This is a genomic window from Empedobacter sp. GD03865 (assembly GCF_029840775.1).
In the GTDB taxonomy this organism is placed as follows: domain Bacteria; phylum Bacteroidota; class Bacteroidia; order Flavobacteriales; family Weeksellaceae; genus Empedobacter; species Empedobacter falsenii_B.
The window spans coordinates 41,570-55,940 of record NZ_JAOCDF010000005.1 but is presented as its reverse complement, the minus strand read 5'-3'; the positions used below and the strand labels follow the sequence as shown (position 1 = coordinate 55,940).

At 32.3% G+C, this 14,371-nt stretch carries 15 protein-coding genes; all 15 read left to right on the top strand.

Going from position 1 to position 14,371, the window contains the following annotated elements:
* Nucleotides 1-3 precede the first annotated feature (3 nt).
* A complete protein-coding gene (gene rpmD, locus N5D46_RS03235; protein ID WP_038335538.1) occupies nt 4-183 on the top strand; it encodes a 50S ribosomal protein L30 in 180 nt (59 codons plus the stop codon).
* A gap of 30 nt (nt 184-213) precedes the next feature.
* Nucleotides 214-669, top strand: coding sequence for a 50S ribosomal protein L15 (gene rplO, locus N5D46_RS03230; protein WP_038335541.1), 456 nt, complete (start codon nt 214-216; stop codon nt 667-669).
* 15 nt (nt 670-684) lie between these two features.
* Nucleotides 685-2,055: a preprotein translocase subunit SecY gene (gene secY / locus N5D46_RS03225; protein WP_125349693.1), complete on the top strand. Its 1,371-nt coding sequence runs from the start codon at nt 685-687 to the stop codon at nt 2,053-2,055.
* Between the two features lie 22 nt (nt 2,056-2,077).
* Nucleotides 2,078-2,293, top strand: coding sequence for a translation initiation factor IF-1 (gene infA / locus N5D46_RS03220; RefSeq protein WP_019974180.1), 216 nt, complete (start codon nt 2,078-2,080; stop codon nt 2,291-2,293).
* A gap of 75 nt (nt 2,294-2,368) precedes the next feature.
* On the top strand, nt 2,369-2,485 hold the full coding sequence (gene ykgO, locus N5D46_RS03215) for a type B 50S ribosomal protein L36 (protein ID WP_013598490.1): 117 nt from the start codon (nt 2,369-2,371) through the stop codon (nt 2,483-2,485).
* A gap of 12 nt (nt 2,486-2,497) precedes the next feature.
* Complete coding sequence (gene rpsM / locus N5D46_RS03210; RefSeq protein ID WP_125349692.1) at nt 2,498-2,875, top strand: 30S ribosomal protein S13; 378 nt, start codon at nt 2,498-2,500, stop codon at nt 2,873-2,875.
* Between the two features lie 11 nt (nt 2,876-2,886).
* The gene (gene rpsK / locus N5D46_RS03205) at nt 2,887-3,276 is read left to right on the top strand and encodes a 30S ribosomal protein S11 (RefSeq protein WP_019974178.1); all 390 of its coding nucleotides are present in this window, start codon (nt 2,887-2,889) and stop codon (nt 3,274-3,276) included.
* A 47-nt stretch (nt 3,277-3,323) separates the two neighbouring features.
* Nucleotides 3,324-3,926 carry a 30S ribosomal protein S4 gene (rpsD, locus tag N5D46_RS03200; protein WP_114999018.1) on the top strand — a complete coding sequence of 201 codons (603 nt, stop codon included), beginning with the start codon at nt 3,324-3,326 and terminating at the stop codon, nt 3,924-3,926.
* A 22-nt stretch (nt 3,927-3,948) separates the two neighbouring features.
* On the top strand, nt 3,949-4,941 hold the full coding sequence (locus N5D46_RS03195; protein ID WP_038335552.1) for a DNA-directed RNA polymerase subunit alpha: 993 nt from the start codon (nt 3,949-3,951) through the stop codon (nt 4,939-4,941).
* Between the two features lie 12 nt (nt 4,942-4,953).
* Nucleotides 4,954-5,427 carry a 50S ribosomal protein L17 gene (gene rplQ, locus N5D46_RS03190; RefSeq protein WP_038335555.1) on the top strand — a complete coding sequence of 158 codons (474 nt, stop codon included), beginning with the start codon at nt 4,954-4,956 and terminating at the stop codon, nt 5,425-5,427.
* Between the two features lie 229 nt (nt 5,428-5,656).
* A complete protein-coding gene (locus N5D46_RS03185) occupies nt 5,657-6,727 on the top strand; it encodes a DUF6263 family protein (protein ID WP_260509516.1) in 1,071 nt (356 codons plus the stop codon).
* Between the two features lies 1 nt (nt 6,728).
* Nucleotides 6,729-6,986: a hypothetical protein gene (locus tag N5D46_RS03180; RefSeq protein ID WP_125349691.1), complete on the top strand. Its 258-nt coding sequence runs from the start codon at nt 6,729-6,731 to the stop codon at nt 6,984-6,986.
* The gene (locus N5D46_RS03175) at nt 6,976-9,621 is read left to right on the top strand and encodes a YfhO family protein (RefSeq protein ID WP_280049167.1); all 2,646 of its coding nucleotides are present in this window, start codon (nt 6,976-6,978) and stop codon (nt 9,619-9,621) included. The genes N5D46_RS03180 and N5D46_RS03175 overlap by 11 nt, the downstream gene beginning before the upstream one ends.
* Before the next feature lie 7 nt (nt 9,622-9,628).
* A complete protein-coding gene (locus N5D46_RS03170; RefSeq protein ID WP_280049166.1) occupies nt 9,629-10,924 on the top strand; it encodes a glycosyltransferase in 1,296 nt (431 codons plus the stop codon).
* Between the two features lie 73 nt (nt 10,925-10,997).
* Nucleotides 10,998-14,351 (top strand): T9SS type B sorting domain-containing protein, encoded by a 3,354-nt coding sequence (locus N5D46_RS03165; RefSeq protein ID WP_280049165.1) that lies wholly within the window; start codon nt 10,998-11,000, stop codon nt 14,349-14,351.
* The last annotated feature ends 20 nt before the right edge of the window (nt 14,352-14,371 follow it).

Below are 14,371 nucleotides of genomic sequence, written 5' to 3'. Positions count from 1 at the left end.
AAAATGAGCAAAGTAAGAGTAAAACAAACACGTAGTGCAATCAACCGTGATAAATCTCAAAAAGCTACATTAGTTGCTTTAGGTTTGAAAAAGTTGAATCAAGTTGTTGAGCACGAATCAACTCCTCAAATTGAAGGAATGATCCGTAAAATCTCACACTTAGTAGTAGTAGAAAGAGCTTAATCGCTTTTAACCTTTTAAAAATTATTAAAAATGAATTTAAGTAATTTAAAACCAGCTGCTGGTTCAGTACAAAATAAATTCCGTAAAGGTAGAGGTGAAGGTAGTGGAAACGGTTTGACAGCAGGTCGTGGACACAAAGGTGCTAAATCTCGTTCTGGTTATTCAAGAAAAATCGGTTTCGAAGGTGGACAAATGCCTTTACAAAGACGTTTACCTAAATTTGGTTTCAAAAACATCAACAGAGTTGAATACACAGGAATCAATTTAGACACAATTCAACAATTAGTTGATAACAACAAAATTACAGATACTTTAAATAAAGAAACATTAGTTCAGTTAGGATTAGCTCACAAAAATGACTTAGTTAAAATCTTAGGTCGTGGTGAGTTAAAAGCTACTGTTAATGTTACTGCTGATAAATTCACTCAAACAGCTCAAGAGGCTATTGAGAAAGCAGGAGGTAAAGTAGAATTAGTTAACGCTTAAGAATATATTTTATAGATGAAAGGGTTTATACAGACCATAAAAAATATCTGGAGCATAAAAGAATTGAAGGATAAGTTACTTGTAACTATCCTTCTATTGTTGGTTTATAGATTCGGTTCTCATATTCCACTTCCAGGTGTCGATATTAACGAGGTTAATCGTTTTGTTGCAGACCAAGAAAATGCAAATTCAGGAATTTTAGGATTATTAAACTCTTTTACCGGAGGTTCTTTTAAGAGAGCTTCCGTATTTGCGTTAGGAATTATGCCTTATATCTCTGCTTCGATTGTTGTACAATTGATGGGATTAGCAGTACCTTACATCCAAAAACTACAAAAAGAAGGAGAAAGCGGACGTAACAAAGTAAATCAAATTACGAGATGGTTGACAATCGGGATTTGTTTGGTGCAAGCACCAGCATACCTTACATTGGTAACTTCTCAAATTTTACCTTACGATCCAACTTCATCATATGCTATCTATGTAATTCCTCCAACCAACTTTTGGTTCTGGTTCCCTTCAACAATCATTTTGATTACAGGGACAATCTTTGCCATGTGGATGGGTGAAAAAATTACTGACAAAGGTATAGGTAATGGTATTTCAATCTTAATTATGGTTGGTATCCTAGCCGACTTACCAAAAGCAATATTTAATGCATTTGAAGTTGACCCTTCAAACGGTATTTTCTTCTTGATAGAAATGTTAGGGTTAATCCTAGTTATTGCAATGTGTATTATGATTGTTGCAGCGGTGCGTAAAGTACCAGTACAATATGTAAGAAGAGCGCAAACTTCAAGTAGTTCATATATGAGATCAGTTACAGACTCTGTACGTTCATATATTCCACTTAAAGTAAATGCAGCAGGTGTAATGCCTATTATCTTCGCACAAGCAATTATGTTTTTACCAGGAACATTGGCAAACTATTTCTTAGACGAAGGAAGTCCAGTAAAAGCATTCTTCGCGAAAATGGCAGATCCATTTACGTGGGAATACAATTTGATCTTCGGATTACTAATTATTATCTTCACATATTTCTATACTGCAATCACAATCCCAGTAAACCAAATGGCAGAAGATCTTAAACGTAACGGAGGAATCATCCCTGGAATCCGTCCTGGAAAAGAAACTGCAAATTTTTTAGACGAAATTTTATCAAAAATTACGTTACCTGGAGCAATTTTACTAACTTTGCTTGCTGTTTTGCCAGCGATTGTAAAATTATTAGGTGTAGAACAGAGCTTAGCAATGTTCTTTGGAGGTACATCAATGTTAATTATGGTGGGAGTTATCTTAGATACTGTACAACAAATTAATACATATTTATTAAATCACCGTTACGATGGTTTAATGTCTTCAGGTAGAACTTCAAGAGATATCTAATAAGATTTTATTAAAAAGATTTATGGCTAAACAAAAACATATTGAACAAGACGGTACGATTACAGAAGCATTATCAAATGCAATGTTCCGTGTCGAATTAGAAAATGGACATGTTGTAACATGTAACATATCTGGTAAAATGCGTATGCACTATATCAAATTATTACCAGGTGATAGAGTTAAAATAGAGATGTCTCCTTACGATTTAACGAAAGGTAGAATATCTTACAGATACTAAAAGAAATAATAACGACTGGTGGTAGAGTTAATGTAGATACGTTAACTCTATCGGATTATAAATAAATTTACAAAGATGAAAATTAGAGCATCCATTAAAAAGAGAAGTGCTGACTGTAAAATTGTGCGTCGTAAAGGACGTTTGTATGTGATCAACAAAAAGAATCCTAAGTTTAAACAAAGACAAGGTTAATTATTTAGAATTATGGCAAGAATTTCAGGTGTAGATTTACCTAAAAACAAAAGAGGGGTAATCGGACTTACATACATTTACGGGATCGGAAGAAGCAGTGCTTCTAAAATCTTATCTGAAAATAACATTTCAGAAGATACAAAAGTTAGCGAATGGACTGATGAAGAAATCAACGCAATCCGTGCATCGATCAATGAAACTTTCAAAGTAGAAGGTGAATTAAGATCAGAAATCCAATTAAACATCAAACGTTTAATGGATATCGGATGTCAAAGAGGTATTCGTCACAGATTAGGTTTACCATTACGTGGTCAAAGAACAAAAAATAACTCACGTACAAGAAAAGGTAAAAAGAAAACAGTTGCTAACAAGAAAAAAGCCACTAAATAATAAATAGGATCATGGCAAAAAATCAGAAAGTAGTAAAGAAAAGAAAAGTAGTTATTGAAGCTACTGGACAAGCTCATATTCAAGCATCGTTTAACAACGTTATCGTTACTTTAACAAACAAAAACGGTGAAGTTATCTCTTGGTCTTCAGCAGGTAAAATGGGATTCCGTGGATCTAAAAAGAACACTCCTTACGCTGCTCAAGTAGCTGCTCAAGATGCAACAACAGTTGCATACGAAGCAGGATTAAGAAGAGTAAAAGTATTCGTGAAAGGACCAGGTCAAGGTCGTGAATCTGCTATTAGAACAATTCATAACGGTGGTATCGAGGTTTCTGAAATCGTTGATGTTACTCCATTACCACACAATGGATGTCGTCCACCTAAAAAGAGAAGAGTATAATCATTTTTCTCAATTTAATTATTTAATATATTTAATAGTAACAAATCATGGCAAGATATACAGGACCAAAAACTAAAATTGCAAGAAAATTTGGACAACCAATTTTCGGTGACGATAAATCTTTTGAGAAAAAGAAATATCCTCCAGGGCAACACGGACCTAACAAAAGAAGAGCTAAAAAATCAGAATACGCTATTCAGTTAACTGAAAAACAAAAAGCAAAATATACTTACGGTATTTTAGAGCGTCAATTTGCTAACTTATACAAAAAAGCAAATGCTTCTAAAGGAATTACAGGTGAAGTATTATTACAATTATGTGAATCTCGTTTAGATAACGTAGTTTACCGTTTAGGTATCGCAAACTCACGTAGTGCTGCACGTCAATTAGTATCTCACAAACACGTAACTGTAAACGGAGAAATCGTGAACATCCCTTCTTACCAATTAAAAGCTGGTGATGTAATCGCTGTTAGAGAAAAATCTAAATCTTTAACTGCAATCACAAACTCTTTACACGCACGTAGCGAGTACGATTGGTTAATTTGGAACGACGAACAAAAATCAGGAACTTTCACAAAAGCTCCAGAAAGAGTTCAAATTCCAGAAGATATTAAAGAGCAATTAATCGTCGAGTTATATTCTAAATAAACCTTAAAATCAGACTAATAAAATGACTATTTTAAATTTCATCAAACCTGACAAAGTAATCTTAGTAGAGTCTGACTCTAAATTCGGACAATTCGAGTTCCGTCCATTAGAGCCAGGATACGGGATTACAGTTGGAAATGCTCTACGTAGAGTGTTACTTTCTTCATTAGAAGGATATGCGATCACTTCAATCAAAATTGAAGGAGTTGAGCACGAATTTTCAACTATTCCAGGAGTAGTGGAAGATGTTACAGAGATCATTTTAAATCTGAAAAAGGTTCGTTTTAAGAAACAAATTGATGAATCAGATGCTGAAACTGTAACTGCTACTATCTCAGGGCAAGATCAATTAACAGCAGGTGATTTAGGGAAATTTATTTCTGGATTCCAAGTTTTAAACCCTGAATTAGTTATCGCTAACTTAGACGCTAAAGTAAACGTAACAATTACATTTACAATCGAAAAAGGTAGAGGATACGTACCAGCTGATGAGAATAAAAAGGCTTCTGCGCCAATCGGTACTATAGCAATTGACTCAATTTACACTCCAATTAAGAATGTAAAATACGCAATTGAAAACTATCGTGTAGAACAAAAAACTGACTACGAAAAATTAGTTTTTGAAATTACAACAGATGGTTCTATAACACCTCAAGATGCTTTAACTGAAGCAGCTAAAATCTTAATTCACCACTTTATGTTATTCTCAGATGAGAGAATTACATTAGAAGCGGAAGAAGTTGCATCTGGTGAAACTTATGATGAAGAAGCATTACATATGCGCCAATTATTGAAAACAAAATTGGTAGATATGGATTTATCAGTAAGAGCATTAAATTGTTTAAAAGCAGCTGAAGTTGAAACATTAGGCGAATTAGTTTCTTTCGCTAAGTCTGACTTAATGAAATTCAGAAACTTTGGTAAGAAATCTCTTACAGAGTTAGAAGAATTGGTGGACAGCAAAGGTCTTAACTTTGGAATGGACATCGTAAAATATAAGTTAGACGTAGAATAATTTTATTAAAAAATGAGACACGGAAAAAAATTTAACCATTTAGGTAGAACTGCCTCTCATAGAAGAGCTTTATTATCTAATTTAGCTATAGCGTTGATTACTCACAAGAGAATTAACACAACAGTAGCAAAGGCTAAAGCATTACAAACATATGTTGAGCCTTTATTGACAAAGTCTAAAACAGACGATACTAACAACCGTCGCGTTGTATTTTCATACTTACAAGATAAAGAAGCTGTAACTGAATTATTCAGAACTGTAGCTCCTAAAATTGCAAATCGCCCAGGAGGATACACTCGTATCATCAAAACTGGATTCCGTTTAGGTGACGGTGCTGATACTGCAATGATCGAGTTAGTAGATTTCAATGATATCTACACTAACGCGAAAGTAGAGAAAAAAGCAACTACACGTCGTAGTAAAAAAAGTACTAAAACAGAAGAAGCTGCACCAGCTGCTGAAACTGAAAGTACAGAAGAAGCATAATCTATTCGATTATATAGTAAAAGCCTCCCAATTTGGGAGGCTTTTTTTGTATTTATTAATTATGACAATTTGTAATACTTTATAATTTTCTAGATTGACAATAAATTCTTTTCAATCATCTAATTTTCTAGATATGATTGTTTTAAAATCTTAATGTTAAAAAATCAACTAAAATCCTTATTTTTGGATTGATTTTGGCAATAAACCAACTATCAAACATAAAATTGATATGAAAAAATTACTATTCATGATGGCTGTCGCAATGGCAGTTGTTTCATGTAAAAAAGATGATAAAGTCGTAGGAAAAGATAAAGACGGAAAAGAATTAATTGTGAATGAAAAAGGTGATACAGTTGCCAAAACGGAAACAACAGATTCTTTGAATGTTGCTGAAACGCTTGCTGAACCAGAAGTTGTAGCAATAACAAAAGGTGCAGATGACAAATATGCTTACAAATACAATTTGGAGATAGGAAAGACTTATCCAATGACGTTGGGAATCAAAACAACTCACACGGCTTCGGATGGGAAACAATCTCAAAAAATGTCAAGCGAAAGTAAAAAACAAATTGATTATACGGTAAAAGATTTCAAAGATGGTGTGTATACATTAGAAGTGAAATCTAAACAATATAGCGAGAAAATGACAGATCCTTCGGGAAAATCAATTTCGTATGACACAAATGCTGCGAAACCAGCGAACAAAGATATTGCGGTTTCTTGGTCGATTTACAAAGCTATGACAGGAAAAACGTATACAATGAAAGTTGATCAGAAAGGAAAAGTTGTAAGCGTTGATGGATTAGATGAAATTAAAAAATCAATTTTAAATTCTGTAAAAACTCAAGTAAGTGCAGAAGAATTTAAATTCTTTACACAGATTATCGATAATTCATTAAACAAACAAGCAATTTCTTCTCAATTTGAAGAAACGATGAATATTTTTCCTAACAAAACTTTAGCGCTTAAAGAATCTTGGAGCGATAGTCAAAAAATTGATCAAGGTCCAATGAAAGGAAATATTTCGATGAAGAGAACTTTAGCAAGTGTTGAGCCTGCAAATACGACAATTACTGTAAATGGAACGCAAAGTTTGAAAGGTAATGAGTCGCAGCAAGGTGTTACAATGTCTGCGAATAGTAGTGCGAATGTAGATGGAAAAATTTTGTTGGATACAAAATCTGGTTGGATCAACAAAGTTAATTTAACGAAAAAGGAAACATTAAAACGTACAGTAGAAGCGCAAGGTCAAAAACAAACGATGACTGAGTCGGTTACAACTGTCACAACAGTTAACTAAAATGAAAACAATTATTTGGATTATAATTTTAAGTATTATTTTCTTAACGATTTTTAGATTTTTAAGAAAAGTATTTGCAGTGAAAAAGGTTTTTCAAGAAGCAATTAATCAGCAAAGAAATGCTTATAATCAGAGCCAAAACTCAAATGATTCGTACAACGAATCGAAACCAAACACATCTTTCGACAAACCGAAATATAATATAGACGCCGAAACGGTGGATTACGAAATAATCGAAGAAAAAAAGGATGAAAAATAAAAAGAATTTACTCTACGTTCTTATCTCATTGCTGCTTTTTGCAGTGATTGCATTGGTGTATTGTTCACCAGTTTTATCGGGAAAATCTGTTATTCAGCCTGATATTATCAACTACAAGGGTAGTGCGCAAGAAATGTTGACGTATCAAGACAAAACAGGAGAAAATGTCTATTGGTCTGATGCGATGTTTGGTGGAATGCCAACCTATCAAACTGGTGCGAAATATAGTTTTGATATCATCAAAACCATTGATGGCGCATTCAGATTTTTACCGCGTCCAGCAGATTACATTTTCTTGTTGTTTACAGGATTTTTTATTCTTGGCTTAACGCTTTTCAAAAAGTGGCAATATGCTTTAGTCGGTGCAATTTTCTTTGCATTTGGTTCGTATTATTTCGAATTAATTGCAGCCGGACATAACGGAAAGCTACATACAATTGGGTATTTCGCGCCTTTGGTTGCTGGAATTCTTCTATTGTATCGCAAAAAATACATTGCAGGTTTTGTACTCACAACCTTGTTTATGGGATTGCAATTACAAGCCAATCACATTCAAATGACGTTCTATTTGTTTTTAGCGTTGTTGGTTTTTGCAATTGTTCAATTTATTGATAGTTTAAAGAAAAAAGAATTACCAGATTTCTTAAAATCATCTGCATTAGTAGTTGTCGCTGTAATTATTGCAGCAGGATTGAATGCAAATCGATTATTGTCAACTTACGAATATAGTAAAGAAACGACTCGTGGGAAATCTGAGATGACCTTGTTGAAAAAGAATTCGAACGGATTAGATCACGATTATATCACACAATGGAGTTATGGAAAATTAGAAACATTAAATCTTTTTATTCCAAATTTGATGGGGGGTGGTTCGCAAACGAATCCAGAAGATTTAAAGAATTATACATCAGAATTACAAAATACTCAATATAGTCTTGGTGAAGACGAGTTCAATCAGCAAGTTTTTCAAGCTGTGGCAAGTCAACCGAGAAGTGCATATTGGGGAGATCAGCCAGGAACTTCTGGTCCAGCTTATCAGGGAGCTGTAGTCGTTTTCTTGTTTATTATCGGAATGTTTATGGTACGTGGAAAATACGCGACCTATAAAAAATGGTTAGTTGGAGCAACGATTCTAAGTTTCATTTTGGCATGGGGTAAAAATTTACCATTCGTTACGAACTTATTTATTGATTATTTCCCGATGTATGATAAGTTTCGCGCTGTATCATCAATCTTGGTAATTGCCGAATTTACAATGCCTTTCTTAGCAATTTTGACTTTATATTATTTCTTTAATTCTGACGAATCAGATGAATTCAAAAAGAAAGTACTTTATATAGCTGGTGGTTCTACAGTTGGAATTTTAATTATATTCTTCTTATTCGGTGGAATGATTTTTCCATTTACATCAGAGAATGAAAAATTAATGACTGAACAATTAATCGGACAAATTCAGCAAGCAAATCCAAATGCAATCGGACTTTGGGATGGATTGATAAAACGATTAGATGAAGCATTAATTCAAGATAGAATTGCAATGTTTAAAGCGGATACAGTTCGCACATTGATTTTTGTTTTGTTCACAATGGCTTTGTTGTTGGCTTATTTATTCAAGTTTATCAAAAAACCAATTATCGTCATTTTAGCGATTGGTGCATTGGCTTTTATTGATGGATTTACGGTGAATAAAAGATATTTGAACGAAGATAATTTTGTATCTAAATACATTGTTGATAATCCTTTCCCAACGGAAATGTCGCCTCGTTTACAAACCGAAGCTCAGAACAACAATAATGTAGCACAAATTGCTTACAAAGTTCCGTTGAATAATTTATTATCGAACATATCAAAACAAGATAAATCACATTTCCGTGTTTACAATACGGTTTTGAGTACATTTAACGAAGCTGGAACTTCATATTTTGTTCCTTCGATTGGTGGTTATCATGCAGCGAAATTAGGGAAATACCAAGATGTTGTGGATATCTATTTTTCTCAAGATCCACAATTGAAAAAATACGGAATCAAAGATGAAACAGGTTTGATTAATGTATTGAATATGATGAATACGAAATACATTATTCATGGAAGTCCAACGGAACCCCAAGTACAGCAAAATCCTACAGCTTTTGGAAGTGCGTGGTTGGCTTCAAATATCAAATGGACAGAAAATGCAAATGATGAAATCTTAGCGATAAATTCTACTCCAATTAATAACACTGTAATTTTACGTAAAGATTTGGTTGAGAATAAAAACATGAATGTTTCGGCAGATACTAATGCGAAAATTGAATTGGTTGATTATTCACCAATGAAGATGACGTATAAATCTTCTTCTAATACAGATCAAATTGCTGTTTTCTCAGAAGTTTATTATCCACATGGATGGACTGCAACAGTTGATGGAAAGGAAGTTCCGATCGAAAAAGCGAATTACGTATTGCGTGCAGTTCCTGTACAAAAGGGAAATCATACAATCGTGATGGAATTTAAACCACAAGTTATTTCTACTGGAAATATGATTGTGATAGTTTCGAATATTTTACTTTTAATCGTTGTGGCTGGAGGTATTTATTTGGGATATAAAAAATGTTCTATAAAAGAGAATTTAAACTTAGTCGCTGAAAAGGCTTAATTTTGGAATGAAAAAAATATTAATCATCACCTATTACTGGCCTCCTGCGGGAGGTCCTGGTGTTCAAAGATGGTTGAAATTCACAAAATATCTTCCTGAATTTGGATATGAAACCTATGTTTATATTCCAGAAAATCCTTCTTATCCAATTCTCGATGAAACTTTAGCCAAGGACATTAATCCAAAAGTTAAAATCATCAAGAATAAAATTTGGGAACCTTATCAGTTAGCAGAAAAACTGAATCCAAAGAATAAAGCTTATAAAGGTGGACATTTCGAGAAAAAAGAAAATCAATCTTTTATGTCGAAGTTGTCGGTTTTTGTAAGAGGGAATTTCTTTATTCCAGATGCACGTAAGTTTTGGGTAAATCCTTCTGCTGAATATTTAAAAAACTTTTTACAAAAAGAAAATATCGATACGATTGTAACTTCTGGTCCGCCTCATAGTCTTCATTTAATTGGCTTGAAGCTGAAAAAACAATTACCAAATCTCAAATGGTTGGCAGATTTTCGTGATCCATGGACTCAAATTAGTTATCACAAAGAATTGAAATTAACTTTTTGGGCTGCAAAAAAACACAAAGATTTGGAACGTGAAGTAATGCAAAAAGCAGATGTTGTTTTAGCAACAAGTTATGCTGATGGAGAAAATTTCAAGAAGATTGGTGCAAAACATGTAGAAGTAATTACAAATGGTTTTGAAGAAGTAAAACAACAAACAGAAAAAGATCAAAATCACTTTCATTTGACGTATTCTGGAGGTTTGGAAATGCTTCGAAATCCTGTTGCATTGTGGAAAGCTTTAGCCGAAATTAGCAACGAAAATCAATCATTTCGAGAAGATTTTAAACTTAATTTTTATGGTTCTTTGGCTGATGATGTTAAACAAACAATTCTTGAACAAGGTTTACAAAATAACTTGATTGTTCACGGATATGTTTCGCACCAAGAATCGTTACATGCGATTAATTCTGCAAATATTCTGTTGTTAACAAATTTTGATAATGTTGCTTCGAAAGGAATTATTCCAGGGAAATTATTCGAATATATGGCAACTGGAAATCCAATTTTAGCGGTTGGTCCAGCGGATGCTGATGTCAAAAAAATACTTCAAAAAACAAAAGCGGGCGATTATTTTTCTCATCAACAAGTCAATGAAATCAAAACATACATTCTTTCGATTTACAATCAATGGTTGAGAAATCCAAACCAAAAATTTGAAACCAACGAAGCCGAAGTTCAACAATTCAACCGTAAAAACTTAACGAAGAAATTGGTTGAAGTGGTGGGGAAATTATCATAATAAAATACTATGTTTTAACAATATAAAGTAAATATTTCTGTTTAAGGATTATATAATTATTAAATGATAATCAATGAAGAAGTATTTACTTATTTTATTTTTATTTCTTAATATTATCCAATCATTTGCTCAACTTGATACAAAACATTGGTTTGCACCAATGATGGATAGAACAGGAAACCCCTTTCCTAATCAAAAAGTATATTTATCTACGAATAGAACTATTCCTTTTGAAGTTAAGATATATAATAACAATGTTGTTGTTGGTAATGTAACAATAAGTAAAGGGAATCCAGGTATTTTTAATATTCCAAGATCATATATAATTACAAGAGACCAAGCTGATATGTTTAAGCCAATAAAAAAAGGGTTATACTTAGAAGCAGATTATGCTTATTTTGCAAACCTTAGGTTTTCTGTCGCTCAACATGCTGAGATTGTGACATCTAAAGGAAGGGCAGGTACTGGAACTTTATTTTATACTGTTATGGCTCCAATAACGACATACAATGGTATTTTGAACTTTATGACAAGTGTTTTAGCTACAGAAGATAATACCACAATAAAGGTTTCAAATTTTGATTCTAATATTATTTTTAGTGATGGAGAGAAGAGAACAGAATTTAATATTATATTAAACAAAGGAGAGTCATATATTATTGATGGTATTGGAAATTATAAAGTGAATTATGAAGGTTTTATCGGTGCTAAAATTGAATCAGACAAACCTATATCTACAGCAAATGGTAATTTTAATGGGCAATATGCAGGTTATTTTCCAAATAGTTCAGATATTTTAATGGATCAAAACGTTCCAGTTTCTCAACTTGGAAATGAATTTGTTTTGGTAAAAGGTTTGGGTGATATTGGAAGTAATATGGAAGGCGCAATAGTTGTTGCAACTGAGGATGGCACTGAGGTTTATGTAAATAATGATCCTATTCCGCTCATCACCTTAAATGAAGGCCAACACTATATTATTAACGAAAATAAATACATTAATCAAGGAAAAAATCATTTTAATTTATATATTCAGACAACTCATAAGGCATATGTATATCAATTGTTAGGAGGAAGTAATGAACGAAATATTGAAGCTACAGGTGGAATGAATTTTATTCCAGCACTTAATTGTTTTCTACCAAAATCAATAGATGAAATTGGTTTGATAGATGAAAATGAAATTTATTTATCTAAAGAAGGAAGTGGTAGTTATTATTCAATTCTTAATGTGCCAACTAAACTTAATTTAATAACAGAAAAAAATGCTAATCTTACTGTAAATGGAAAAGTTCCTAATTCCAATTACGGTCCATTTGATATAGTTGGAACAACAAACTGGGTAACTTACGGTATACCTAATATAAAAGGAAATGTAACAATTAAATCTGATAAAGCTGTAACAGGAGGTATCACAGCAGGAAGTGAAGCTGCTGGATATGGTGGTTTTTTTGCTGGATTACCAACAAAACCAAAAATCGTAGCAGAAGGATGTTTTCCTGATGTAACATTAACAGTAACACCAGATATATACGAAACATATCAATGGTTTGAGGATGGGGTTGCTATTCCAGGAGCAACCGAAGTAACTTTTAAACCAACAAGATTAGGAAATTATTCGGTAGAAGTTACAATAGGTACTTGTCCGCCATTAAAAGACGAATATAAATTAAGAACTTGTCCTGATGAATCAGAATTAGAATTTGAAACATGTGGAGTTGCTCCAATTCATATTACTCCAAAATTTACAAAATCTGCCCAAACGATTAATTTCAATGAAACCAAGATAGTAGAAAATCCTTCAAAAGGAGTCGTTACAATTAACACTGTAAAAGGTATTATTACTTATACGCCAAATAAAGGGCAAAAAGGTTATGATGAATTCAAATATATAATTTATGGATCTGATAAATTTGAGGATAGTGAGATTGTAACAGTTAAAATTTTGATTAATGAACTCATTGTTAATAATGCAACGGTCTATGCGTGTAATGTAAATGGTAAAGGTATTTTTGATCTATCTGATGCAAATGTAACTTCTGATCCAGATGTGACAAAAAATTATTATCCTACGAAAGAAGATGCAGAAAATGAAGTGAATGAAATAATAGATTTTGAGCATTATGAATCTACAAATAAGAAAGTTTATGTAGTTGTCAAAAATAAAACAGGATGTAAAGAAATTGCCGAAATACAATTAGAGTTTTTTCCTTTTCCACAGATTGATTTAACTAAATATCAAACTACATATTGTGGAAGCAAAATGAATATTAAACTTGATGAAATTATCCGACAAATTTTTTCTAACCGAGAATTGTTTACAGTAAAATATTATTTAAATGAGCAAGATGCTTTAGACGGAAATACGAATACAATTTCATCTCAAAATATATTTACTGCTGATACAAAAGTGTACGTAAGAATTGAGACATTGAAAGGTTGTCAACCAGAAATTATTACTTTAGAATTTAAATTCGGTGAAAAAGTAAAACTTAATCAAGAAGTTTTAGATGTAGATGTTTGTGATAACGATTTTGATGGAGTTTATACATTCAATTTGAATGATTATGTTTTAGTAAATTTTGTTAATGATTATAATTACGATTATAAGTTTTTTGAAACCTTCGATGACGCTGAGAATAACATAAATTCAATTAATTCTAATCAAGTTGTAAATAGAAATAAAACTTTTTATGTGAGATTTGAAAAAGCAGGTTTATGTTTTTCTATTGCTGTTATTAATACTTTTGTATCTGTTCCGGAATACTCATCAACGCTAAAAGATGTGAAAATATGTCCTAATACCAAAACTATTTTAGATGCAGGAGATAATTATTTAGATTATAAATGGAGTACAGGTGAAACAACACAGACGATTGAGGTTGGGTTTGGAGATTATTGGGTAGAACTTCTTTCAAAAGAGGGATGTCCATATGTTCACAATGTTAATGTTTCTCATTTTCAATTACCAAATATTGTAATGATAAAAACTGTCAATGGACGTGCAGAAATCATTGTAGAAGGAGGAACACCACCATATAAATACTCATTAAATGGTGTAGATTGGCAAAGTTCGAATGTCTTTGAACCTTTAAAAGAAGGAAATTATACTGTTTATGTAATTTCGGCTGATAATTGTACTCCAGTAACAAAAGATTTTTTTGTAAACTTAATTCCTAATTTTATTTCACCTAATAATGATGGTTATAATGATAGTTGGAGAGCACAATTTTTAGGTTACAAAAATGCAATTGTTCAAATCTTTGATCGATATGGAGCAATTATAAAAGATGAAGTTGTGAATGATGAATATATTTGGGATGGTAAAAAGAATGGTTTTACAGTTCCTTCTGATAGTTATTGGTACAGAATAAAATTGAATGATAAAGAAATTATTACAGGCTATATAACAGTTAAAAATAAATAATTTTTTTGAAGTAAAATCCC